The sequence below is a fragment of the Anoxybacillus sp. UARK-01 genome (assembly GCF_002075365.1).
GTDB classification, from domain to species: Bacteria; Bacillota; Bacilli; order Bacillales; family Anoxybacillaceae; genus Anoxybacteroides; species Anoxybacteroides rupiense.
In genome coordinates, this window is record NZ_NASY01000038.1 from 1 (window position 1) to 25,546 (window position 25,546).

Below are 25,546 nucleotides of genomic sequence, written 5' to 3' on the forward strand. Positions count from 1 at the left end.
TCCTATGTATGAACAGTTAGAAGAGATAAAAATTCGATAACTAACTCTATGCATTTGCGAACTACTGTGGTGATGTAGTTCGAATTTTTGATGAAGATGGCCTGACTGTCGCAATTATCCCTATGATCCCTAGGGTAAAGCTTTGTCTGCTTCCGAAGACATAGCTGTTGCTGGACAACTGCTAGGGTATGCAGGATATTATTATGATAGGGAAACGAAGCTGTACTACTTGCAAGCGCGGTATTACGATCCGGAGACGGCGAGGTTTATCTCAAGAGATCCAGATCCGGGAGACAAAGACGATCCGATCACTCAAAATGCGTATACGTATGCGAATGATAATCCGGTGATGCTGGTGGATCCGGATGGGAATCGTGGATTAACCACATTGTATCGGACTGTTGCAGGTGCTCTCACATATGTTATAGTCAGCGGGGCAGTAGCAAAGAGTTTAGTTAAGAAAGCGGTAGGGAAAGTAGCAAAGAAGGTTTTACGTAAGGGTACTGGAAACCTCAATAGTCTACTAAAAAAGAAATCATTAGGTAGAGGTTCAACAGGAAGAACAACCCCTAACAGCCTTGAAGAACAGTTAGCCATGAAGGAAGTATTATCAAATCCACTTGCTGGAGCTAGGGAGGTAGTTCCAAGAAGTAAAATGAATGATAAAAGATGGCCTGGTTCAGAAGGATGGGTAAAAATGCAAAGAATTATTAAGACTTCCAAAGGAAATATCAATATTCACTTTAATTACAATATCAAAACGGGAAAATTTGATGACTTTAAATTTAAGTGATAGGAGTGAATAATGTTTGAAGGTTAGATGTATTACAGATGATGGCTATTTATTTAGTCCAAGAAAGGTAAGAGAAGGTTATAATCAAAAAACCACCTATAACGGAATAGAAGTTAATAGAGATTATAATGTCTATGGAATATTATTTTATGAAGATGGGTTAAGATATCTTTTATTTGACGATTACGAAACTCCTTATTGGTATCCGGCAGAATTATTTGAAGTTATTGAAAATAAAATACCTGAAACATGGTATTACAAGTTTTATGGATATGACGAGGAAGGGATTTCTGCAATCTGGGGCTATTATGAATTAGTGCATTCCGAGAAGCATTTTGATGGATTAAGTGAGCAAGAGCCAGAAGAAATAGAATTATTTCTAAAGATAAAAAAAGAAATGTATAATTAGATTGAATTTTTTGGTGGTTATGGCGATGATAACCACCATATTTGTTTTTGAAGATATGATGGCGATAACGACTAAACGGTATGGGCGAACAGGAAACCAAATACGGTGAAGAACCAAAACGGCGATCCGCTCTATTATGCAGCGAACTACCGCGGCGATGTCGTGCGGATGGTCGATGAAAATGGAACGACGGTCGCGAATTACAGCTAGGATCCATGAGGCAAAGTGTTGTCGGTTTCGGAAAATGCGGCAATGGCTGGACAACCAATAGAATATGCAAGAGGGCATCAAACGGGAGGGATTCCGACAAATGTTGTTGAAGATGTAATGAAGAACGGCACTTCAAGAACAGTCATTAGAAACGGTGCAATTAGAATTATTTACGAACATAATGGTGTTAGAGTTGCCGCTGAAGAACGAGGGAAAATCGTGATAGCTCCCATGCGATACTATTAGCAAAAGAGTAGGGTTCAGCGAATATTAGGAGGCAATGAAATGAGAAGGGATTATTATGAAAGAATTGAAAGAGCCGTCAAGTATATTCATGATCATTATGACGAGCCTATTCATCTTGATACATTAGCCAACGTTTCCCATTTTTCGAAATATCATTTTAATCGTATCTTCACTTCGGTTGTTGGAATGACACCGATGTCTTATGTGAAAAAAATTCGTCTGCAAAAGTCGGTGTATTACTTAACTGAAACGACTAAATCTATCTTGGAAATCTCCAATCTCTGTGGTTTTGGCTCCGTTTCAAATTTTAATGCTGCTTTTAAACAACATTTTCACATGGTTCCCAGTGACGTAAGAAAAAAACATCAAAATCGCAATATTTCATTAGATATAAGCAAGAATCAAGAAGAATGGTCTGCTCCGATACGTTATACTTACGCTAACCATCATTTATTAAGGAGAATATGGAGCATGAATATAACGATTAAAGAGCTTCCTGACTATGAAGTGGCTTTTGTTAGGCATGTGGGTAGCTATTTAGAAACGTATTATGCATGGAATCAATTAAACGAATGGGCAAACCGAAACGGATTGTATCCGCCAGAGCACGATTTTATTGGCATCTCATTGGATGATCCACTTGTTGTAGAAGAATTTGCTTGCCGCTATGATGCGTGTGTGACGCTGCCGACCGGTTTCAAGGGAGAGGAAGATCCCGATATTCAATATAAAACAATACCTGGCGGATTATATGCCTTATATCAGTTTTACGATACGATTGATAAATTAGCGATTGCGTATCAAAGTTTATTTGGACAGTGGTTGCCAAATAGTGAGTATGATGCGGATGATAGGCCGTGCCTGGAATTTTGTATGAATAATCCAGAAACAGATCCGGAAGGAAAGTGTAAAGTTCATTTATATGTCCCTATAAAAGAAAGGGGATCATCTAGCGGGGGCTAGGAATAGGACGAATGATCTGGCGACGATGGTCGATCGTAAAGAAGAAGTCCTTGTTATTTCGATGTTATAAATCCTGGTTTTTGGAAATTAAAAAATGGTTGTCATTTCCATAAAATAATGGTAGCATAGGAATAACTGAATAAGTCTTATCAAGAGTGAACGAGAGATCGGGCTCAATGACTTCACAGCAACCTGCGCTTGACGCAAGGTGCTCCTACCCGCAAAGCGCTTCGCTTTGAATGATAAGGACGGCTTCAAGCTCTTTTCGCGTCATTCATGGCGGAAAGAGCTTTTTATTTTGGCAGAGCCGTTTGTGACCATCCTTATTGAGAAAGGGGCGAGAATGATGAGCGAAACGATCCGCAGGTACATGGCGTGCCATATGAAAGCTGCTTCATTCGCTTTACATGTTGCCAACGGTGTGAAACGTCAGCTTCGTCAATGGGATTCTACAGCGATTTTTTACATTGATCACCATACGAACTTTTTTCTATTGTATGGGCAAGCATTTGGAAAACCGTTTCAACTGTTACTTACGTTGGCGGAAGTGGAAGTGTTCAAAGCAGAAGAGCCCTATGCGCTCGATCGTTACATTTGGCGGGAGCTAAGAGAGCAAGGGCTGCCGGTCGGGCAGATTGATTAAAAACGTTAGAAAAGAAAAAGGAGAGGGAGCTATGGAAGTCGAAATAGATGAGCATGCTGGTATTCGAGGAAAAGACATGGAAACGAATGTCAGCGGAATGAGATTGACTCAGCGAAATGGGCGGTTCTTGTCTCCTAAATGGCATGTCGCTATGCTCATTGATCCTTTCGAAACCTTTACCTTAGTGAGAGGGAGTGAAACAAGAAAAAGGACGGTTGCCATCGCTTAGGGTACCGCTCATGAGGAAAAACGGTAGGGCCTTTATTTTTTCTTCGGCACGAGCAGCAAATGGCCGGAATTCTCAAATCGGTAAAGTAAAAAGAGAAAAACAAGCGTCCCGATGTAAAGCGGGACCTTGTTTGGGATTTTCATGTTACGATCTTTGATTAGAGGGAACGATCGATATGATCTATTATTTTGTTGTTAATAAAATCTCAGGAAACGGAAAAGGGCTGAAAGTTTGGAAAAAGGTTGAAAAGCTGCTTCAAGAGAAGCAGGTAAATTATCAAGTTCGTTTTACAGAACGTCCAAAACATGCGGTAGAAATAGTGAAGGAGTTTTCTTCTAAAGCATGCAATGCGGTTGTCGCCGTTGGCGGCGATGGCACAATCCACGATGTGGCAAACGGGCTCATTCATTCGAATATACCTTTAGGGATTATTCCGGCAGGGTCAGGAAATGATTTAGCAAGGGCTCTTGATATACCGATGGACTATAAAAGGGCGTTGGAACGTATTTTAAGAGGAAAGAAAAGAAAAATGGACGTTGGAAAAATTGGCGAAGAATACTGCATGACTGTAACGGGAATCGGATTTGACGGCAAAGTGGCCGAAATCAACAATATCGCTAAATATAAAGATTTATTAAATCTCGTTAGGTTAGGCGATCTTTCCTATGGATTGAGCGTTTTGCATGCTTTATTCCAATATCGTCCCGTCCGCATTCAATTAAAAATTGACGGGAAGGTTCAATCTTTTTCAAATGTATGGTTCATTGCCATTGCTAATACTCCGAATTACGGCGGAGGGATTAAAATATGTCCGGATGCTTGTTACGATGACGGACTTTTTGACATTTGTATCGTACATAGCATCACAAAATGGGAGCTGTTACGCACGTTTCCAAAAGCGTATAAAGGAAAGCATGTTTCACATCCAAGTGTCACCATGATCAAAGGAAAACAGGTAGAAATTATCGCTGAACCGCCGATAATTGTCCAAAGCGATGGCGAGATTCTCACGAAAACTCCAGTGAATGTAACGATTCAGAAGGAGGCGTTGCTAATTATGTGACCCTCCCGCAGGCAAAAAAGCTGTTCAAGCCATTTATTTTCATCTAAGGAACGCTTTGTGGGCAAATGAATAGGTTCACTGGCGTTTCTTGTTCGAGAGAAGAAGCAGGAAGATCATTCTGTTTTTTAGTAGCATAATAGATCATCAGCACTGGGGAAATGATATATTTATACTATTTTATAAATTCTAAAAATTAATTGAAAAATAGTGGAAAAAGTGATTAAATAAATGGTAAGTAGTATACATTTCAGTGATGATGCTTAAAGGATTCGTTGCACGAAATTATAGAAACGATGTTTCTTATTACAAAACAATAAGGGGTGTGAGGATTGCTCGCCACAGAATTTTTATCAGAATTAAAGGCGATTTTGCGCGACAGCCACGTTCAAGTAGAAGAAGATGTGGGACATCCGCTGGGAAATAGCGGTCGGGTCACCGTTTATCCGCAGTCGGAAGAGGAGATTTCCAATGTTTTAATGTATGCAGACAACCATGGAAAAAAAGTAACGATTGTCGGCGGCGGAACGAAGAGAGGATTTGGCGGGGGAACGGAAGTCGCCGATCTTTTGCTTTCACTGGCGGAATATAAAGGAGTTGTCGAGCATAACGTTGGTGACATGACATTAACGGTTAAAGCGGGGACACCGTTTCAATCTTTGCAGGAATATTTAGCCGAATATAACCAAACGATCGCGTTGGATCCGATATGGCCAGAATATGCCACGATTGGTGGAGCTATTGCAGCGAACGACAGTGGTCCGAAACGATTTCGTTATGGTTCTGCTCGCGACAGCGTCATTGGAATGAGAATTGTTTACCCGAATGGAACGGTTATCCGCTCGGGAGGCAAAGTGGTTAAAAATGTGGCTGGCTATGATATGAACAAGCTGTTTATCGGTTCTATGGGGACGCTCGGAGTGATATCGGAAGTAACGTTGAAGCTTCGCCCGCTTCCGAAATATGAAAGCCTTATTCTATTATCCTTTCAAGAAGGAAAGATGGAAGAAATACGCGCTTTTGCTGTGGAATTGCTAGATTCGTTGATGGAACCGACATCCCTGGAATTGTTAAGCCCTTCTTTATCGGAGCGGTTAACAGGGAATCATGCTTATACAGTAGCGATCAGCTTTGAAGATGTCGAAAGCGCTGTCCATTACCAGGAGAATTTTGTCAAGCGCATTCAGCCAGCCAAAACAAACATAACGATTTTACCATTAAAAGAAGCGCGAGCATTTTGGAGACAATTTTACACCATCGCTCCGAATGGGAGGGAAAGCGGAAGCAGCAACGAAATAGAGGCTGCTTTGAAAATCGGCGTTGTCAATCTCGATGCTCTTCAAGTCATAAAAGCAAGCCATATTTTACAAGACGCTATGAATATAGCTGTTGAGGCGCATGGCGGTCTTGGGCATGGACTATGTCAAATATATATCAAAGGGACGGGCGAAGAGGTTGTTGCTGCCATTGAGCGGCTTCGTCAGTTTGTGATCCCGCTTGGCGGATACGTGATTGTGAAACATTTGCCGTTGGCGCTTCGGCAAAAAGTAGAGGTTTGGGGTGAAAAACCGTCTTATTTCTTCCTATTAGAAGGTATTAAAACAAAAATAGATCCCCATTCTACTCTTAATCATGGACGATTTGTAGGAGGGATATAATGTGAGTGTAAGAGAGAACGATGTAAAACAAGCACCGGCATGTACAGCGGCGAGCTTGGGGAATTATCTTTGGAATGACCCTCCTGATGAAAGCAAATGGGCCGATTGTGTTCATTGCGGCATGTGCTTGGAATCCTGTCCAACTTATGAACAAACGGGGCAAGAACAGCATTCTCCGCGCGGGCGCGTCCATCTGATTAAATCGGTTGCCGAAGGAAAGCTGGAAGTGAATGAAGCGTTTGCCGATCCGGTTTTTGCGTGTCTTGATTGCCGCGCGTGTACGACCGCTTGTCCTGCTGATGTCGATGTCGGAGGGCTGATCGAAGAGGCGCGCGGGCAAATTCGTCAAGCGATGCCATTGACCGGATGGAAAGGAGCGGTAAGCAAATTTTTTCTTGAGGGAGTATTTCCGCATGCGAATCGCTTGCATTTATTAGGGAGGTTGTTGAAGTTTTACCAAAAGAGCGGGTTGCAAAAGATGGCGCGTAAGACGCGGCTGATTCATATGATGCCGGAGCATTTAGCGGAAATGGAAGCGATTTTACCGGAAGTCAAACAGCCGGTTCGCCAAAAATACAAACAGGCCGGCATGATTCAAGCGAAAGGGGAAACGAAGCGGACGGTTGCCCTTTTAACTGGATGCGTCATGGATGTGATGTTCAGTGATATAAATGAAGCGACGATTCGTGTATTAACCCGTAATGGAAATAATGTGACAATCCCACAAAATCAAACGTGTTGTGGAGCGCTGCATGTTCACGCCGGCGACCGTGAAACAGGAAGAAAGCTGGCGAAGCGGAATATCGAAGCGTTTAAAGATGCTGATACAGTCATTGTGAATGCGGCAGGCTGCGGCTGCATGTTGAAAGAATATCCAGAATTATTCCGTGAAGATCAGGAGTGGCGCGAAAAAGCAGAACGGTTTGCTGCGAAGGTACAAGATATTTCTAAATATCTTTATGATACAGGGTATGAAAAGCCAAAAGCTGAAATCAAAACAAGGATTACGTATCATGATGCATGCCATTTAGCGCATAGCCAAGGGATACGCCGGGAGCCGCGCGACATTCTTCTTAGCATTCCTGGGGTGGAAATGGTGCATATGCCGAATGCCGACCGTTGCTGTGGAAGTGCTGGCATTTACAATATCACTCATCCGGAAATGGCAGGAGCTGTCCTAAAAAGTAAAATGGAGCATGTTCCTGAAGAGGTCGAAATGATTTCGATGGGGAATCCCGGCTGTATGCTACAAATGGCGATGGGAGTGCTGAAATACGGAAGAAACCAAAAAATTGTGCATACCGTTCAGCTGCTTGATTGGGCATACCAAAAAGAGGATCAACAAAAGGTGGGAGAATCATGGCGATAAAAGGTGGGCAAATAAAGGATACACATATCGAAAATCTTGCGAAAATCGTTGGTACTTCAGCGATTCTCTATAAAAAAGAAGATTTGCTTGCATATGACTGTGATGGTTTTACGATTCATCGCCATTTACCGAAGGCAGTCGTGTTTCCCAATAGCGCAGAGGAAGTCGCGCAGATTGTGAAATATTGCCATGAGCATGATTTGCCCTTTCTTGCCCGCGGTGCAGGAACGGGATTAAGCGGCGGAGCGATTCCGTTAAATGGCGAGGTGATCATTAGCTTAACCAAAATGAAGCGGCTCGTATCGGTCGACCTCGAAAATCGACGTGCGGTGGTCGAGCCGGGCTTTATAAATCTGAAGCTGACCCATTCGATTGCTGATAAAGGCTATTATTATGCTCCTGATCCATCAAGCCAATATTGTTGTACGATCGGTGGGAACGTTGCTGAAAATGCCGGGGGAGCCCACTGCTTAAAATATGGCGTGACGACAAACCATATTTTGGGGCTGGAAGTTGTTTTGCCAAATGGGGAAATGATTGAAATAAGCACAAACGGAGTTCTTGATCCGCCTGGATATGATTTGCTTGGAATATTGACAGGATCGGAAGGCACGTTAGGAATTGTAACGAAAATCACCGTTCGCATTTTAAAAAATCCTGAAGCGAAACAAACGGTGCTGGCGTATTTTGATAAAGTTTCCGATGCCAGCCAAGCCGTGTCTGATATCATTTCCGCCGGAATTGTTCCCGCTGCCCTTGAAATGATGGATAAAACAGCGATTGAGGGGGTGGAAGCAGCGGCGTTTCCAGTAGGGCATCCGAAAGATATTGAAGCGCTTTTGCTTATTGAAGTAGATGGTATTTCTGCTGGTATCGACGAACAAATTCAAGAAATATTAAAGGTATGCCGAAGCCGAAATGTTCGTGAAGTGAAAGTAGCCCAAGATGAGAAGGAACGGGAAAGATGGTGGGCGAATCGAAAAACGGGATTTGGGGCGATGGGAGCGATTTCTCCGGACTACTTAGTGCAAGACGGGGTGATTCCGCGGAGCAAGCTGCCGGAAGTGCTAGAACGAATCAGACAAATAAGCGAAAAATATGGATTGCGAATCGCGAATATTTTCCATGCTGGGGACGGAAATCTTCATCCACTTGTCCTTTTTGATTCGAGGAAACCAGGGGAAACAGAAATGGCATTGGCGGCTGGAAGCGAATGTCTGCAAGCTTGTGCCGATGCTGGCGGATCGATCACCGGCGAGCATGGAGTGGGCATTGAAAAACGAGAAGAAATGCGTTTCATTTTCAGCGACGAAGAAATTGCCGCACAAACCAATATTCGTGATGTATTCAATCCGAAAAACTTATTAAATGCTGGAAAGTTATTTCCGACACCAGGGCGTTGTGTTGAAGTGAAAAGAAATGAGAAAATGAAATAATTTTTTGAAAATTATTGAAGCACCTGCAACTTTATGCTATTATTTTTTTAATAAATTAAGAAACGATGTTTCGTAATAACAAACAGAAACTCTCTGTATGAGGAAGGAAGTACTTTTAAAAAATCGATGAGGATGAAATGGGGGAAGTGGTTGTATGCAAGACTATGTAAAAGTAGGAAATCTTCAAGTTGCCCGCCTTTTCTATGAGTTTATCAACCAAGAGGTTTTGCCCGAAAGCGGAGTTGAAAACGAACAGTTTTGGGCGGATTTAGAAAGGCTAGTAAACGATTTGACGCCGAAAAATAAAGGGTTGCTTGCCCGACGTGATGAAATTCAAGAAAAACTTCATGAATGGCATCGCCAGCATAGAGAAAATTTTGATTTTCATCAATATAAATCATTTTTAGAGGAAATTGGCTATTTAGAACCAGAAGTAGAAGATTTTCAAATCACAACTGAAGGAGTAGATGATGAAATCGCTCTACAGGCTGGACCACAGCTAGTTGTCCCTGTCAGCAACGCCCGTTATGCGCTGAACGCAGCGAACGCGCGCTGGGGGAGTCTCTATGACGCTCTTTACGGAACGGATGTAATCAGTGAAGAGGACGGCGCGGAACGTGGCGCTCATTACAATCCTGTCCGCGGCGAGAAAGTGATTGCCTATGCTAAGCAATTCCTCGATGAAGCGGCACCGTTAAACGGTTACTCCCATAAAGATGCCGTCAAGTACGCGGTCCTTGATGGAAAATTATCTGTTTCCACCAAGGATGGCAAGATGACAAACCTTCAAGATGAGGAAAAATGGGTCGGCTATCAAGGAGATCCGGAAGAGCCATCGGCTATCTTGCTGAAAAATAACGGCTTGCATATTGAAATCCAAATCGATCGCCATCATCCTGTCGGCAAAACCGATGCGGCGGGTGTGAAAGATATTTTATTGGAAGCAGCGTTGACGACGATTATGGACGGAGAAGATTCTGTTGCCGCCGTCGATGCGGAGGACAAAGTCCTTGTATACCGCAATTTATTAGGTTTAATGAAAGGAGATTTGACAGCCACATTTGCAAAAGGCAATCAAACGATAACGCGCACGCTCCATCCTGACCGGATTTACACAAAGCCAAATGGAGAAGAATTGGTATTGCGGGGACGTTCGCTCATGTTCATTCGCAATGTTGGCCATCTGATGACGAATAATACCGTATTAGATCCGAATGGCCAGGAAATTTATGAAGGGATTTTGGATGCGGTTGTGACTAGTTTAATTGCGAAACATTCTCTGTTAGGCAATGGCCGCTATAAAAATTCCGCAAAGGGTTCGATCTACATTGTGAAGCCGAAAATGCACGGTTCAGAAGAAGTGGCTTTTGCGAATGAATTATTTGACCGTGTGGAAGATATGCTGGGCCTCGAGCGAAATACCATCAAAATTGGTGTCATGGACGAGGAACGCCGCACAACGCTGAACTTGAAAAACTGCATTTATCAAGTAAGAGACCGCATCGTGTTTATTAATACTGGTTTCTTAGATCGTACGGGGGATGAAATCCATACTTCAATGGAAGCGGGGCCGATGATTCGCAAAAACGATATGAAAACATCAGCATGGCTGCAAGCCTATGAGAAATCAAATGTAAGCATTGGGCTTGCTGCTGGTTTGCAAGGTCGGGCGCAAATCGGTAAAGGAATGTGGGCCATGCCGGATATGATGGCGGAAATGCTGAAGCAAAAAGGCAGTCAGCTTCAGGCAGGCGCCAATACAGCGTGGGTACCTTCTCCAACGGCAGCGGTCTTGCATGCTCTACACTATCACCAAATCAATGTAACCAAGGCACAAAATGAATTAAGCAAAGAGTTGAAAGATTTCCGCGATGATATTTTACAAATTCCAGTGGCCGTCGATCCTAACTGGACTCCGGAAGAAATTCAACAAGAACTAGATAATAACGCTCAAGGCATTCTTGGATATGTTGTCCGTTGGGTGGAACAAGGAATTGGTTGCTCGAAAGTTCCTGATATTCATAATATCGGGCTGATGGAAGACCGGGCGACCTTAAGAATTTCAAGTCAGCATATCGCCAACTGGCTTCATCACGGAATTTGCACGAAAGAACAAGTGCTCGAGACATTAAAACGCATGGCGAAGGTCGTCGATGAGCAAAACGCTGGAGATCCTGCTTATCGGCCAATGGCGGAAGACTATGATCATTCTGTCGCCTTCCAAGCGGCCTGCGACCTTATTTTCAAAGGCTATGAGCAGCCGAACGGTTACACGGAACCAATTTTGCATCGCCGCCGCTTAGAAGCCAAGGCGAAGTTTGCGGTAAAACAGTAGGAGACCTACAAGGAACAATGAGGGCATTCTATTTATTTAGGATGCCCTTTCATCTACGTGATACAGTGAACAAGGGTGGGGAAGTTGTCCTGATTTAAACGTTGCAGAAGCCGCCGCCAATGGATGGCCAATCGGGAGTTGTTTGTCACTATATAATGTGCTATCAGCGGCAGCAGGAAAATGGCTCATTGCTGAATCATGGCTGAATGATTTTCAGAATCGTTCGAGAGTCAGGCATTCTTTTCATAAAAACAGGTTGGAAAAAGGTGTGATTTAGCTCTTTTATCACACAGTTGATTGGCGAAAAGGCAAGTCACAGGACTCTTTCAAGAGCGGATGACAGATTGGACGAGAGGAGAAAAGGGATGAAATTTGCTAGATTTATAGCGAACGGAGAAAGGTACACAGGTATCGTAACAGATGGTAGGATCAGAGAAATTCAAGGGGATATGTTTGGAAAATGGGAGTATACAGAAAAAACATTTTCCGGGCATGAGGTCAAGCTTCTTGCTCCGTTAGAGCCGAATCAAATCATTGGAATCGGTGCCAATTACGTCTCGCAAAAACAAGAGATTCCGGATGTGCTGCCGGAAATTCCGGTGTTTTTCTTTAAGCCTGCTTCATCGGTGATCGGGCCTGAAGAAGAAATTATCATTCCAAAAGGAATCGACCACGTGAAGTTTGAATCAGAATTGGCGGTGGTGATTGGAAAAGAAGCGAAACATATTCCAGAATCAGATGTATTGAATTATGTGTTCGGCTATACCGTTGGGAACGATGTAACGGCACCGCAATTTTTTCATCAAGACGGCCATTGGACGCTCGGCAAAGCATTTGATACGTTTACCCCATTAGGTCCAGTCATTGAAACGGAGCTCAATCCTTTCAAGGTGAATGTAAAGGCAAGATTGAACGGTGTTGAAAAACAAAATAGTCCGACGGAACTTATGGTAATTTCAATCTGTAAAATGATTTCCTATCTATCGAATATTATGACGCTGAAGCCAGGAGATGTGATTTTAACGGGAAGTCCAGTAGGGGCCGAATTTGTTAAGCCAGGGGATCTGATTGAATGTGAGATTGCAGAGATTGGAACGCTTCGCAATCCATTTGTTGCGGCACAAGAAAGTGTTCAAGCCGGTCAGTAACCGCTTAAATGCCCGGAAATCAATGGTATAATGAATTATTATGTGTTGTGACAGAGGTGAGAGAGCATGGAAAGAGAAAATATGGTCAAGTCTGTGAGCCGGGCATTAGACATTATCGATATTGTCTGTTCGGAAAAGGATGGCTTAGGCGTTACAGAAATTGCTAAACAGATGGATATTAACAAAAGCTCTGTATATCGAATCTTATCCACACTGGTTCAATATGGATATATAGAGCAAGATGAAGAAACAAGCCGTTACAAACTTGGCTATAAATTTTTAGAGCTGAGCTCGAAGTTGCTTGAATCAATCGATTTACGAAAAGAGGCCAAGCCATATTTGCAGGAATTAGAAAAGGAAACAAATGAGGTCATTCATCTTGTCGTATATGACCAAGGAGAAGTCATTTACATCGAAAAGTTAGAAGGAACGGAAACGCTGCGCATGCATTCAAAAGTCGGCAGAAGAGCCCCAATGCATTGCACGGCAGTAGGGAAAGCGATCTTAGCCCATTTGCCGGCGGATGTTGTCCGCGATATTTTAGAGCGCAAAGGATTGCCAAGGCATACGGATCAAACGATAACCGATCAAAATGCCTTTTTGCAAGAGCTCGCTCAAGTCAAACAGAAGGGCTATGCTCTCGACTTAGAGGAAAACGAATACGGGATTCGCTGTATTGCTGTACCGATTTTTGCGCATGGGGGAAAGGTTGTTGCCGCTGTCAGCCTTTCTGGTCCGACAATAAGAATGACCGATGAGCGGATCAAACTGCTGCAAGGAAGAATGCAGCAAATTGGCAAACAAATTTCCGCAAGGTTGGGATATGTATAGAAACAGTGCTCGGTATCTTGCTTGAAGATATCGGGCTTTTTTGTTGCAAGTGAATAAAAGCGCGAATCTATGTTGAAAGAGAAAAAACGTCTCGGTTGTTCGGAGAGAGGAGGCTAGCTTGTTTTATAAGGAGCATGCGCATGTCCAGGTCCATGTGCTGATAATGAATGGATTATCCATCCGATTTGAACGAGTGAGTTGGATCGGAATTTAATAACATATTTTATAGAAAAAGATAATAAAATGATCGGCGGGCAGTTTCATAGCCCGCCGACACCTTTTTGAACTAAGAGGCATGATGCTCTTAGTTCTCGCCATCCATTCAATTCAATAGGCATTTCCGCGCGAAGGGGGATCATATTTGAGATAAGCGAAGAATCGTAGAGTTTTAACAAAATAAGAATGAGCAAACCGTTTCTTCTTGAAATATCACTAAACAAAGTGAAATAGTGGGATTTTTTAGTGAATAGAATCACAAGGTTTTAGTTAATAATCGTTAAAATTTTTATATAAATGAAGGTCTAATCGATTTTTTATTTTTTAGATTCATACGATTCACTTTATTCACCGGGAACGTTTATTTTTTTTCTTTCAGGGGTATGACTCCATTTGAAAAATTGATTTAAAAACTGGTAAATATTTTTGCTTTCTTTTGCCAACAGTGGTCCAGCGATCGCCAAAATTAGAACATAAAGGGCGGTAAAAGGAGTCAACACGGGGTTTAGACCTGCCGAAATTCCTAAGTTCGCAACAATGATGGAAAACTCTCCGCGGGCGATAATCGTTAAGCCGATATTAGTGGAGGCTTTATGAGACAGCCCGGCTCTTCTTCCTGCGATCATTCCAGCTACAAAGTTTCCGGCAATCGTAAGGAAAGCAGCACCTAATGCTAACCAGATCGCATTTGTTAGTGTAGATGGATCAATGCTTAATCCAAAGCTGAAAAAGAAAATGGCTCCAAAGAAATCTCGAAACGGAACAACCATGTGTTCAATCCGATCGCGATGATCTGTTTCGGAAAAAACCAGCCCTAGCAGTAAAGCGCCAATTGCTTCAGCAACATGAAGCGTTTCAGAAAAGCCGGCAATGAAAAATAAGGTGGCAAATATAACGATGATGAAAATCTCGTCAGATTTAATGTTTAACCATTTGTTTAAAAGAGGAGCACCTTTTCGGGCAATGAGAAAAAACAACAGCATGTAACCGACAGAGATAAGGACTGAGGTAACGATTCCAAAGACAGAAGTGGAACCAGCCAATAAAACTCCTGACATAGTCGTTAAAAATAAAGCAAGGAAGATATCGTCAAACAAGATAATTCCTAAGATTAACTCTGTTTCTGGATTGGCTGTCCTCTTTAAATCCACCAGAACTTTTGCAACGATGGCGCTGGAAGAGACACTGACAAGTCCAGCGATAATCAGTGTTTCCATCCACGGCATCCCGGCGATCCATCCATAAAGAATCCCTAAAATAAAATTGATGCTTACATAGAGGCTCCCGCCTACTACAATGTTGCGGCCAGACTTTATTAGTTTGCCAACCGAGAATTCCAATCCTAAGTAAAAAAGCAAAAACAAAACGCCGATTCTTCCTAAAAATTGAATAATCTCCTGACTTTCAATAAAGGTGAGATCGATGATCCCGATTGTTGGGGCATGCGGACCAACTAGCATGCCTAAAACGATCAGGAAAGGGATAATTGAAAAATTAAGTTTATGGGCAATAAGCGAGGCAATGGAAACAAGAACAAGCGCTGTACCGACTTGGAATACCAGATGATCCATCTATATCGGTCACTCCTTTCCTCTATTGGTTAATAAGTTATTAATGAGTTCTTTTAATTGGCTTCGTTCTCCGGAAACGACTAAAGTATCACCGGCCTCAATGACGGTATCAGGACCAGGATTGATCGTTTTTTTCGTCTTCTTTTTCTTAATGGCGATGACAGTTACGCCAAAATTGTTTCTGATATCTACTTCCCCGATCGTTTTATTAATAACGGGTGCGCCAGGTTCTACTTGATACCATTCGATAATTAAGTCATCAAAGGCAAAATCGACACTTTCTAATGCTTTCGGTTTATAGGCCATGCCGCCTAAAATGCCAGCGATTTGTCTAGCTTCAACGTCATCGAATGTAGCTGTACTAAGAACTTCTTCATGATTATCAGAGTCAAAATGGTAGATTTCTCTTCGTCCATCATCGTGAATAACGATGACAAGCTTATCTTGATTTTTTGTAATAATCTCAAACTTATACCCAATGCCGGGAAGCTCGCTTTCTCTAATACGCATCAAATAACACTCCTTTTTATTAAATGATTTCTTAAATGGAATAAGGGAAAATTAGTTCCAAATGATTTTAGATGATTTCCGTCTTGGTCTTAAGGTTTTCAAACATGTCCAAAATCAACGACATGATAAGGAGAAAACTATTTAATCCTCGGCTGACAGGAGAGAAAAACCTAAAGGATTGGAAGATAGGGATGTGCTAATTTCTCATGAGAATTAGACATCTTTGCAGCATCATTCCAGTATTCTTGGCCTAGGTGATGAAAATGGATGGAAAGAGAGTTCGCTTTATCGGGTCCATTTCATCCCTAGGGATAGGAGCAGAAAATATGATCAGGCGTGTTGATGATCCAATAAAACCTTATTGGTACCGTTTGATTTCTCACTTTTCTGTCATAGCCAGCAGGCGATGGTGTTGACAGTTATGCCCTTTTCAAACAACAAATGCTTTGTGGACAAATAGATGGGCCCGCTGACATTCTCATTCAAGGAAAGAGATAGAAAAACGGGTGTTAAGCCAGTTTAAGTTAAGCAACGAATAATCAACACTTGTGACATATTATCGTGGCATCCCTATGATCAGGCAGCTGTTTTTAACTTGTTTAAGAGTAGCCCTTGGCTCAATCATCGGGAGAAGATGTGTATAAGTGTGTCATGCTTAAGAATCCGCTAAACTATGGGGATGATGTATCTCAGTTTTCTATATTGACTATAATGAATATCTCAAGAGAGAGTTTATGTGATTCAACCAATGATTGAGGCGATCAGGCATCATATATGGATGTGATTTTTAGCACAGGCTACTTGGCTGTGAAAAGAGAGAGCTTTTTAAAATCATTGCTCTAAAAGAGAAAGGAATGGATTTTGATAAAGAGGATGGGAAATAAGATGGCTATGGATCTTGATTTTTTGTCATGGTTTGTCATAGAAACAGCATCTCAAAAACTTTGTGTACCCATCATTTACAAAAGCAACAACGCCACCAAGAATCAGGGAAGCATTGGCTTGCTCCGAATGTTTCATTGATTTTTCAAGATAAAGTCAGCTTATTTGGAAGCTTCGTCATCATGTACTAATGTTCCCCTTAATCCATATGTCCACCCACATTATATACTATATCACGTGTGACATGCAAATACATTGCAGTATCTAAATGGGGATTATAGGAATATAATCCACAGTGCTCGTGAGGCATTATGCTCAATGAAATAGATGTAAACTTGACAGCTTCCTATTTGCGAGGCTATAGAGTGTAACGGTCTTTTTGTAAAAAAAGGTAAGTGTTTGCCATTGATCGAATACCGAAATCATCAATCGCATTTATAAACTAAGAAGGATTCGTTTACTGACAGCAGAACAATATATTTGGAAATAATTTAAAAAAGAAATATATTTTTGTTTTAAAAACTTTTGGTTTAGCGCAGAAATTCGAATACAAATGGTTCATGCCTATATATCGTATCATTCGCACTACTGTAATATTTAAAAAGGGAACGGATTATGGTTTGAATGTCTGATGGTGTGAGATTAATAAATAGCGAGCGTGCAGTTGTCGAAAGCGTGTTTTTTCGATAATATCTCAATAGAGTTTAGAGGATAAAGGAGTTGTTTTATGGAGCGATCAAATGAAGTAGCCGAAGTTTGCTTGTTGGCGGGAAAAATTATGCTTCAAAGCGGGGCGGAAACCTATCGGGTGGAGGATACGATGATGAGAATGGCCGCTTCGTTTGGCATGACGCATTCTCATAGCTATGTGACGCCGACGGGAATTATTTTTTCGATGGATGGAGCGGGACCGACAAAGCTGATTCGCATTGTGGAGCGATCCACCGATCTGCAGAAGGTGGCAATGGTTAATGATATTTCCCGGCAAATAAGCAGCGGCCAGCTTTCGCTCGAAGCAGCCTATGAAAGGTTAAAAAAATTAGAACGACAGCATCTTGCCTACCCTTTTTGGGCGCAAGTAGCGGCCGCAGCGGTGGCGAGCGGCTGTTTTGTGATTATGTTTCAAGGAAAATGGCACGATTTTTTGCCGGCGTTGGTCTCAGGGGGCATTGGCTTCTGCGGATTGGATTATGTTCATCGGCTTGTAAAAATTCGTTTTTTTGCTGAGTTTTTTGCATCGTTTCTGGCCGGGATTGTTGCCGTATCGCTTGTCTCTCTTGGCTTGGGAACAAGTCTTGATAAAATTATTATCGGCTCGGTGATGCCGTTGGTGCCGGGAGTGCTGATTACTAATGCGGTGCGTGATTTAATGGCAGGACATTTAGTGGCGGGGCTATCAAAAGGAGCGGAAGCCTTTTTAACCGCATTTGCCATCGGCACCGGCATTGCTGTGATTTTGACGATGTATTAGGAGAGAAAAGCATGATGATTGAACAGCTTGTTACAAGTTTAATTGCATCCGCCGCATTTGGTTTGATGTTTAACGTTCCAAAAAAACTGCTGGGACATTGCGGTTTTGTCGGGATGATTGGCTGGTTTATTTATATTTCGTTTGTTGAACATAAAGCGGATTCGGTATTTGCCACATTCGTTTCTGCTTTTTTCATTGCCGTGGTGAGCCAGCTGTTTGCTAGAATGTACAAAACGCCCATTACCGTGTTTAGTATTTCTGGCATTATTCCGCTTGTCCCAGGAGGCATGGCGTATGAAGCGATGCGGTATGTGGTGATGAACGACTATAGCATGGCGATCCAGCTCGCTGCCAAGGCATTTATGATTTCGGGAGCCATTGCGATGGGGATTGTTTTTTCAGAAGTGGCGAATCAATTGGTTAAAAAACGAACTTCAAGATAGAAGTTCGTTTTTTTAACGAATTTTATTGAAACATTTTTTTGAATATTATAAGATGTTTGCAATAGCTGAACCAATGCAGTGGGGAGAGGAAAAATGAAAAACGCAATCGAGAGTATACAGCAGGAAATATTTGAGGTGTTTCATCATCTTCATCGACATCCAGAAATTAGTTGGGAAGAGGTAAAAACAACGGAATTTTTGCGGCAGCAGCTACTGCAAGAAGGATATCGCGTTCAGACGTTTTCCGATTGCACAGGAGTGGTCGGAGAAATAGGAACCGGTTCATTGACAGTAGCCTTGCGAGCAGATATAGACGCGCTTTGGCAAGAAATTGGCGGAGTGTGGCAGGCGAATCATGCTTGCGGGCATGACGCTCATATGACGATGGTGCTTGGAGTGGCGAAGCTGTTTAACCGCATCGGCTATCGTCCTCCAGGAAAATTGAAGCTTCTTTTTCAGCCGGCGGAGGAAAAGGGGAAAGGAGCTTTGAAAATGCTGGAGAAAGGAGTAGTCGATGAGGTTGAGTTTTTATACGGCGTTCACTTGCGCCCCATTCAAGAGCTGAAAAGCGGCTATGCTTCTCCAGCCATTTTGCATGGAGCTGCGCAAATGATTGAAGGAGAGATTAGAGGAGTCGCTGCCCATGCCGCAAGACCTCATTTAGGTGTCAATGTGATCGAAGTAGGAAGCACGCTCGTGCAAGAGCTAAGCCATATTCACATGGACCCGCAAGTACCCGCGTCAATAAAAATGACGCGCTTTCATGCCGGAGAAAAAAGCGCCAATGTCATTCCTGATTACGCAGCATTTACCCTTGATTTACGGGCGCAGACGAATGAGGCGATGGAGCGGCTGCTCGAACGGCTTCACCATGTGGCAAATGGAATCTCCCTTATCTATGGAGCAGATATTCACTTGGATCAAGGGGTTCGCATTGTGGCTGCCCAAGTTCATCAAGAAGCGCAATCGATCATGGAACGCGCCATTATCCAAACGATCGGCAGGGAGAAATGCGCTCCTCCTGTGGTGACATCTGGTGGAGAGGACTTCCATTTTTATTCCGTGCTGAAGCCAACATTGAAAACAACCATGCTTGGTCTTGGCTGCGATCTGACGCCAGGTCTGCATCATCCAGCGATGACGTTTCGTCGCGAAGATTTGCTAATTGGCATCGAGATATTAGCAAGAGCGATTATCGAAACATTCCAACAAGCAACACAGGGGGAGAAAGATGTTGAACATTTCGTTAAGAAAAATTAGCACGATTGAAGAGCTGAAAAAAATGGCGCAGCTGGAGCAGCATATTTGGAAAGCAACCCCTACCCCGCTTCACCAAACCTTGACCGTAGCTAAAAACGGCGGCATTATTATTGGAGCGTATGTGGAGGAGAAACTCGTCGGATTTGTGTATAGCTTTCCTGGATATCAAGGAGAAGAAATCTATTTATGCTCACATATGCTGGGCATTGATGAATCATTTCGCAATCATGGAATCGGCTATATGCTCAAGATGAAGCAGGCCGAAGAAGCGAAAAGGTTTGGATACCGGACGATTCGGTGGACTTATGATCCGCTTGAGAGCCGCAACGGCTATTTAAATATTGCTAAGCTTGGCGCTGTCTGTTCCGATTATATTGAAAACTGCTATGGAGAAATGGACGATGCTCTCAACCGCAATCTTCCGTCTGATCGTTTTTGGGTTGAGTGGAAAATTTTAAGTTCACATTTAACCGAGAGGCATCATATGTTTTCGCAAATCCGCGGTTCTGAAGGAGCGGAAGCGCTTCATTGGCGCGAGAGAAAGGACGGGATGCCGGAAGCTGTTTTTCCAGTGGACATTCGGGAACGCCTTGAGCAGCAATCCTTGCTTTTTGTTCCTATTCCGCTTTATTTCCAGAGGCTGAAAGAGAAAGATGATGAATTGGCCTTGGATTGGCGCTATAAAACACGAGAGGTATTTGTTCCATTATTTCATCAAGGCTGGGCAGTGGCGCATATTTTGCGTCGTGAAGGCGAGCCTGTTCAGTATTACGTATTAGTTAAGCGCCAAAAGCTAGCTTTAGATGAGAGGAGAAGCGACGAATGAAAATCAAACAAGTTATTTTACGGCATATGGAAATGGAATTGAAATCACCGTTTGTTACAAGTTTCGGTGCTTTTACAAAGAAGGAGTTTATTTTAGTGGAAGCGATTGATGAAGATGGCGTATCGGGATGGGGAGAGTCAGTGGCATTTCATTCTCCATGGTATAATGAAGAAACGGTGAAAACGAATTGGCATATGCTGGAGGATTTTTTGTTGCCTCTTGTGCTGCAAAAGCCGATGGAACATCCGAATGAGTTGCGCCAGCGCTTTGCGGCGATTCGAAAAAATCATATGGCGAAGTCAGCGATTGAAGGAGCAGTATGGGATCTTTATGCAAGAAAAAGCGAACTCTCATTAAGTGAAGCGCTTGGGGGAAAAAAGAAGGAAATTGAAGTAGGCATCAGCATTGGGATTCAAAAAAGCGTGGATGATTTGTTGCGCATTATTGAGCGCTATTCTGGCGAAGGATATCGGCGCATCAAAATGAAAATTAAACCGGGCTGGGATGTTGAGGTCGTCCGTGAAGTTCGCCGCCGTTTTCCTGATTTACCGCTTATGGCTGATGCGAATTCAGCTTATTCATTAGAGGATGCTGAACGTTTGCAGGCGCTTGACGAGTTTCAGCTGATGATGATTGAGCAGCCGCTCGCCGCTGATGACATTGTCGATCACGCTACGCTGCAAGCCAAATTGCATACACCCATTTGCCTTGATGAAAGCATTCATTCGTGGGAGGATGCAAAAAAAGCGATTCAGCTTGGAAGCTGCAAAATCATTAATATTAAAATTGGCCGTGTAGGCGGGTTGACAGAAGCGAAGCTTATTCATGATCTATGTCAACAGCATGGCATTCCCGTTTGGTGCGGAGGAATGCTTGAATCGGGAGTGGGCAGAGCCCACAACATAGCGCTGACAACACTTGAAAACTTTGTGATGCCTGGCGATACAGCGGCCTCTTCTTATTATTGGGAAAGGGACATTATTGACCCGGAGGTGACCGTACATAACGGGGTGATTCATGTGCCTCAAGGGGCAGGAATCGGGTATGAAGTGAATCGCCAGCAAGTGGACCGTTACACGGTATTTAAAAAAATATATGACGCTTAATTGATTCCAGGAGCCGGTCCTTATCAGGGACCGGCTTTTTATCGAAATTTAAAACATTGAATTTATCGCTAACTGGAAGGAAGCCGTTCTATCGTTTCGACACCTCAAAGCGTGACCAAACAGCTGCTTCAGCGAGAAAGCGAAAATGTTGATATGCATTTCTCGATGGATAGGTTAAACAAAGAGAGCGGATTTTTCTTTATTCATGCACACCATTTTTTCAGAAATGCATAACATATATAAAGTTTTTTGACCATGAAGGAGGAACTCAGATGTACAAGCAACGAAAGAAAAAATGGCTGTTGCTTGTTTCCTTTTTCTTTCTCTTTTTGCCTATACTTTTGCTAGGCGAAACAAATGCTTTATTTACAGACGAGGCGACTTCTCCTAACAATCATTTAACGACCGCCACTTTAGACGTTTCTGTTTCCCCTGCCCCTATTTTTAACGTTTCCAATCTTGTTCCCGGAGATGTCGTTGTGCGGACTGTTACCGTGCAAAACGATGGAACCGTGCCTTTTTCATACACTATTCAAGCAAGCTCCAATAACTCATTGCTTTGGACTGATCAAACCAACGGCTTGCAGCTGTCCATTGTTGATGGAACAACAACCTACTTTAATGGAGCCATTTCTGATTTAAATGTTCACCAGGGCCCCAATCTCTTACTTCCCCCAGGAGAGAAGGACGATCTGCAATTTACGATTTCATTTCCTGTGACAGCGGACAATACGTTTCAAAATCTGGCCGAAACGATTGTATTTACCATTCAAGCCATTCAATTACCGGGGACGTCGCGATAAAGGAGAAAGACAGCATGCGCATTTGTGTGAAATGGTTCGTTATTTTTTCGGTGTGCTTTTGTTTATTCATTTGTTTGTTTTATATGAATGGTTGGAAGGGAAATGTAGTTCTAACGAATAGCATGGCGCCTACCATTCCAGAAGGCTCTCTTGTCATTACGAAACCGTTGAGCAAAGCAGAATCGCTTTCTGAAAAAATTGTGCTATTTTATCATCCGGCATTATCCGCTTATGTTCTGCATCGCGTCAAGCGACAGCAAGTATCTGAACAAGGAAAAGAGATTCTGATCCAGACAAAGGGAGATGCGAATCGAATCGAGGATCCTTTAAAAGTTCAAAGAAGCGATATGAAAGGAGTTTATGTATGGCATATTCCTAAGCTCGGAATGTGGCTATATATGATAAAAAAATACGGCGGGATCATAGTTGGTTTACTTTTGCTCGTTCTTTTATGTAAACGAGCGATATTGTCTATTTTTTTAATGTTTGCTCTTTTGCTTTTGCCGTTGGAGGCGAAGGCGGTGTGGACAGAGGCAAATTCAGCTCAAGGACAGCTCACAACAGGTAGCGGTTTCTTTTTTTATTATTTATTAAATAGCACCGATACAAGACAGCCCACGGACCATCAACAGTATGTATCCACCGGACAAAATGCCACGTTGTCACTGGATGTGGGAAGTCTTTCCGGGATTACAAATTTCCATACCACCATTTTGCATTCTTTTACGATTATGAATAAAACAAAAAGCCAAGCGGATGTTTCGCTCGCCATTGAAAATGTGTCACAGCCATTTTTATCGCTTGTTGGCACGAATTATATTGTCAGTGTTCCCAAGCGGCTCACCATTCAGCCAAATGAGACAGCTTCCATTCCATTGCAGATCACCTTTTTGCCGCTTCTGACGATATCAGGAACGTATCAAGGCATGGTGACGATCACGGATCATATCAATGGCTATCATTTTCAAATCCCGCTTACTTTACGGGTTCGCTTATTATAAGAACAGGCTGAGCTCGCGGAACATGTCCCGAGTTCAGCCTGTTTCACTGTTTGATCAGGTTAGCTCTTTCATCCCTGTATTCGCTTTCACGAGAATTTCATCAAATTTCTTTTCATCTGCTTTTTTTGATGATAAAAGCGTTCCAACAAAAGCGGCGATAAATCCTAACGGAATGGAGACGATTCCTGGATTCGCAAGTTTAAAGAGCGGTTCGCCGACAAGAATAGCAGCTCCTGGCTCCGGTGACCAAACGTTCGGACTCACGATGACAAGCAGAAGTGAACTAATGAGTCCAACGAGCATACCCGTTATGGCGCCTGTTGTATTAAAGCGTTTCCAAAAAATCGTGAGCAAAATAATGGGCAAATTAGCGCTGGCAGCGACAGCAAAAGCTAATGAAACGAGAAACGCCACATTCATCTTTTGGGCAAATAACGCTAAAAGAATAGACAGAATGGAGACCCCGATGGATGCCCAGCGGGCTGCCACCATTTGTTCTTTTTCCGTTGCTTGTGCATGCCGGATGATATGGCTGTAAAAATCGTGCGCAAATGCGGAGGCGGCTGATAGTACAAGTCCAGCGACAACGGCCAAAATGGTAGCAAAAGCAACGGCTGAAACGAAAGCGAATAAGAAATCTCCGCCAAGCGCTTCTGCTAACAAAGGAGCGGCCATGTTTCCTGCTGCGTTTGCGGCCACGATTTTGTCATAGCCGACAAATGCAGCGGCTCCAAATCCTAAGAAAATGGTCATCACATAAAATAAACCGATGATCCATGTCGCGTACACAACTGATTTTCGAGCGGTTGGTGCATCTTTTACTGTAAAGAAGCGAATTAAGATGTGTGGAAGTCCGGCTGTACCTAAGACGAGAGCTAAATTGAGAGAGAGTGTATCAAGCGGGTCTTTAAATTTGTTTCCAGGATTTAAAAATGCTTCACCAAGTGGAGTGGCTGTTTTCACTTCATTGAACATTTTCACAACGCTAAAATCGAACTTGGCGAATACGATAATGGAAATGATAAACGTTCCAGCCATAAGCAGTACAGCTTTGACAATTTGCACCCAGCTTGTGGCTGTCATTCCTCCGAATACCACATAGACGGTCATGAGCACACCAACAATGAGAACGGAATATACATAATCAATTCCCAATAAAAGCTTAATGAGCGCGCCTGCCCCGACAAGCTGGGCAATCATATAAAAGATGGAAATGGTAATCGTATTGAGAGCCGCTACTCCGCGGACTTTTTTTTCGTCAAATCGGGCGGCAATCATATCAGCCATCGTATATTTCCCCAAGTTGCGAAGAGGTTCGGCTACAATATAAAGAACGACAAGATACGCTACGAGAAAGCCAATGCTGTAAAAAAATCCATCAAATCCGGTCAGCGCAATCATTCCGGCAATTCCTAAAAATGAGGCGGCCGACATGTAATCTCCGGCGATCGCCCAGCCGTTTTGCCAGCCGGTAAGGGTGCTGTCCGCCGTGTAAAAATCGCTTGTTGTTTTTGTCCGTTTGGAAGCAAAATAGGTAATGACAAGAGTTAAGGCGACAATAATCAGGAAAAGGGAAAATGCTAAGCCGTTCATGATTTGTGGCTCCTTTCTTTGACTTCATTTTTGATTTTTTCTACCATTTCGTCAAATTTGGCTGCCCGCTTGGAATAGAGCGTGCATAGAGCCCACGTCATAATAAATTGGGCAAAAGCAAAGAGCCAAGCCCAGCTGATGGAACCGATGGCGGGTGTATTGAGCGCTTTAGAGTATGATGTTAAAACCGGCAGAGCAAAGTAAAAGATCATAAAGAATAAAGAAAACGGCAAAATAAACCTTTTTTTGGCATGCATAAGCTGCCGAAATGAAGCAGATTGGACAATTTGACTGTAATCTGTAAACGTGTGGTCTTGCTGTGAAGCGGTTTTTTGCATTTCCATGTTTTGCCCCTCCTCATAATCTTTTTTAGATGAGAAAAATGTATAAACCTCCCTCCCTTCCCATATGTGTTCACATTTTTTTCACAAATTTATTATATATTTATCAGAAAAGTTTGTAAATTGTGAATTGAAAAATTTTCATTATTTTGGAAGATTATTTATTAGAAAAATGACGAACACTATTGAACAA

Annotated in this window: 24 protein-coding genes and 1 riboswitch; of the genes, 20 read left to right on the top strand and 4 right to left on the bottom strand. The window is 42.7% G+C overall.

The features are described from left to right. The first annotated feature begins 142 nt into the window (after positions 1–142). The 13 genes from B6A27_RS08375 to B6A27_RS08435 all read left to right on the top strand — a co-directional run bounded on the left by B6A27_RS08375 (position 143) and on the right by B6A27_RS08435 (position 13,330). Complete coding sequence (locus B6A27_RS08375; RefSeq protein WP_080861464.1) at positions 143–793, top strand: RHS repeat-associated core domain-containing protein; 651 nt, start codon at positions 143–145, stop codon at positions 791–793. A 16-nt stretch (positions 794–809) separates the two neighbouring features. Continuing rightward, positions 810–1,202, top strand: a complete 393-nt coding sequence (locus B6A27_RS08380; RefSeq protein WP_080861467.1) for a hypothetical protein — start codon at positions 810–812, stop codon at positions 1,200–1,202. A gap of 228 nt (positions 1,203–1,430) precedes the next feature. Continuing rightward, on the top strand, positions 1,431–1,658 hold the full coding sequence (locus B6A27_RS08385) for a hypothetical protein (RefSeq protein WP_080861471.1): 228 nt from the start codon (positions 1,431–1,433) through the stop codon (positions 1,656–1,658). Between the two features lie 39 nt (positions 1,659–1,697). After that, a complete protein-coding gene (locus tag B6A27_RS08390) occupies positions 1,698–2,621 on the top strand; it encodes an AraC family transcriptional regulator (RefSeq protein WP_080861474.1) in 924 nt (307 codons plus the stop codon). 143 nt (positions 2,622–2,764) lie between these two features. Beyond that, a riboswitch (SAM riboswitch) is annotated at positions 2,765–2,870 on the top strand. A 49-nt stretch (positions 2,871–2,919) separates the two neighbouring features. Beyond that, entirely contained in the window at positions 2,920–3,264 is a 345-nt protein-coding gene (locus B6A27_RS08395) for a hypothetical protein (RefSeq protein WP_236631822.1), read from the top strand. Between the two features lie 31 nt (positions 3,265–3,295). Continuing rightward, the gene (locus B6A27_RS08400) at positions 3,296–3,493 is read left to right on the top strand and encodes a hypothetical protein (protein WP_066146869.1); all 198 of its coding nucleotides are present in this window, start codon (positions 3,296–3,298) and stop codon (positions 3,491–3,493) included. 175 nt (positions 3,494–3,668) lie between these two features. Then, complete coding sequence (locus B6A27_RS08405) at positions 3,669–4,556, top strand: diacylglycerol/lipid kinase family protein (protein ID WP_328218367.1); 888 nt, start codon at positions 3,669–3,671, stop codon at positions 4,554–4,556. A gap of 329 nt (positions 4,557–4,885) precedes the next feature. Further along, positions 4,886–6,211 (top strand): FAD-binding oxidoreductase, encoded by a 1,326-nt coding sequence (locus tag B6A27_RS08410; RefSeq protein ID WP_080861478.1) that lies wholly within the window; start codon positions 4,886–4,888, stop codon positions 6,209–6,211. 1 nt (position 6,212) lies between these two features. Beyond that, positions 6,213–7,580, top strand: a complete 1,368-nt coding sequence (locus B6A27_RS08415) for a (Fe-S)-binding protein (RefSeq protein WP_080861480.1) — start codon at positions 6,213–6,215, stop codon at positions 7,578–7,580. Beyond that, positions 7,571–9,016, top strand: coding sequence for an FAD-binding oxidoreductase (locus B6A27_RS08420; RefSeq protein WP_044746754.1), 1,446 nt, complete (start codon positions 7,571–7,573; stop codon positions 9,014–9,016). The genes B6A27_RS08415 and B6A27_RS08420 overlap by 10 nt, the downstream gene beginning before the upstream one ends. A gap of 154 nt (positions 9,017–9,170) precedes the next feature. Then, positions 9,171–11,351 (top strand): malate synthase G, encoded by a 2,181-nt coding sequence (locus B6A27_RS08425; protein WP_080861482.1) that lies wholly within the window; start codon positions 9,171–9,173, stop codon positions 11,349–11,351. Between the two features lie 365 nt (positions 11,352–11,716). Then, positions 11,717–12,499 carry a fumarylacetoacetate hydrolase family protein gene (locus B6A27_RS08430; RefSeq protein WP_080861486.1) on the top strand — a complete coding sequence of 261 codons (783 nt, stop codon included), beginning with the start codon at positions 11,717–11,719 and terminating at the stop codon, positions 12,497–12,499. A gap of 66 nt (positions 12,500–12,565) precedes the next feature. Further along, on the top strand, positions 12,566–13,330 hold the full coding sequence (locus tag B6A27_RS08435; RefSeq protein WP_080861489.1) for an IclR family transcriptional regulator: 765 nt from the start codon (positions 12,566–12,568) through the stop codon (positions 13,328–13,330). A gap of 560 nt (positions 13,331–13,890) precedes the next feature. Here B6A27_RS08435 and B6A27_RS08440 read toward each other — a convergent pair. Together B6A27_RS08440 and B6A27_RS08445 are read right to left on the bottom strand one after the other, a co-directional pair. After that, complete coding sequence (locus B6A27_RS08440; protein WP_066146884.1) at positions 13,891–15,117, bottom strand: cation:proton antiporter; 1,227 nt, start codon at positions 15,115–15,117, stop codon at positions 13,891–13,893. 9 nt (positions 15,118–15,126) lie between these two features. Continuing rightward, positions 15,127–15,627, bottom strand: a complete 501-nt coding sequence (locus B6A27_RS08445) for a cation:proton antiporter regulatory subunit (protein WP_044746749.1) — start codon at positions 15,625–15,627, stop codon at positions 15,127–15,129. Positions 15,628–17,236: 1,609 nt separating this feature from the next. On the opposite strand from B6A27_RS08445, the gene B6A27_RS08450 reads away from it, so the two are divergent. The 7 genes from B6A27_RS08450 (at position 17,237) to B6A27_RS08480 (ending at position 23,419) form a co-directional block, all read left to right on the top strand. Next, the gene (locus B6A27_RS08450) at positions 17,237–17,980 is read left to right on the top strand and encodes a threonine/serine exporter family protein (RefSeq protein WP_044746748.1); all 744 of its coding nucleotides are present in this window, start codon (positions 17,237–17,239) and stop codon (positions 17,978–17,980) included. Positions 17,981–17,991: 11 nt separating this feature from the next. Continuing rightward, entirely contained in the window at positions 17,992–18,423 is a 432-nt protein-coding gene (locus B6A27_RS08455) for a threonine/serine exporter family protein (protein WP_080861493.1), read from the top strand. Positions 18,424–18,516: 93 nt separating this feature from the next. Further along, on the top strand, positions 18,517–19,683 hold the full coding sequence (locus B6A27_RS08460) for a M20 peptidase aminoacylase family protein (protein WP_080861502.1): 1,167 nt from the start codon (positions 18,517–18,519) through the stop codon (positions 19,681–19,683). After that, positions 19,658–20,509 carry a GNAT family N-acetyltransferase gene (locus B6A27_RS08465; RefSeq protein WP_080861507.1) on the top strand — a complete coding sequence of 284 codons (852 nt, stop codon included), beginning with the start codon at positions 19,658–19,660 and terminating at the stop codon, positions 20,507–20,509. Before B6A27_RS08460 ends, B6A27_RS08465 begins: the two co-directional genes overlap by 26 nt. After that, positions 20,506–21,615 carry an o-succinylbenzoate synthase gene (gene menC / locus B6A27_RS08470; protein WP_066146894.1) on the top strand — a complete coding sequence of 370 codons (1,110 nt, stop codon included), beginning with the start codon at positions 20,506–20,508 and terminating at the stop codon, positions 21,613–21,615. Before B6A27_RS08465 ends, menC begins: the two co-directional genes overlap by 4 nt. A 272-nt stretch (positions 21,616–21,887) precedes the next feature. Continuing rightward, positions 21,888–22,418 (top strand): TasA family protein, encoded by a 531-nt coding sequence (locus B6A27_RS08475; protein WP_066146896.1) that lies wholly within the window; start codon positions 21,888–21,890, stop codon positions 22,416–22,418. 14 nt (positions 22,419–22,432) lie between these two features. After that, positions 22,433–23,419 (top strand): signal peptidase I, encoded by a 987-nt coding sequence (locus tag B6A27_RS08480; protein WP_080861511.1) that lies wholly within the window; start codon positions 22,433–22,435, stop codon positions 23,417–23,419. A 54-nt stretch (positions 23,420–23,473) separates the two neighbouring features. Here the strand turns inward: B6A27_RS08480 and B6A27_RS08485 are convergent, their stop codons facing one another. Both B6A27_RS08485 and B6A27_RS08490 read right to left on the bottom strand, forming a co-directional pair. Beyond that, on the bottom strand, positions 23,474–25,012 hold the full coding sequence (locus B6A27_RS08485; RefSeq protein WP_066146900.1) for a solute symporter family protein: 1,539 nt from the start codon (positions 25,010–25,012) through the stop codon (positions 23,474–23,476). After that, positions 25,009–25,350 (bottom strand): DUF485 domain-containing protein, encoded by a 342-nt coding sequence (locus B6A27_RS08490; RefSeq protein WP_369815499.1) that lies wholly within the window; start codon positions 25,348–25,350, stop codon positions 25,009–25,011. Before B6A27_RS08490 ends, B6A27_RS08485 begins: the two co-directional genes overlap by 4 nt. Positions 25,351–25,546 lie beyond the last annotated feature (196 nt).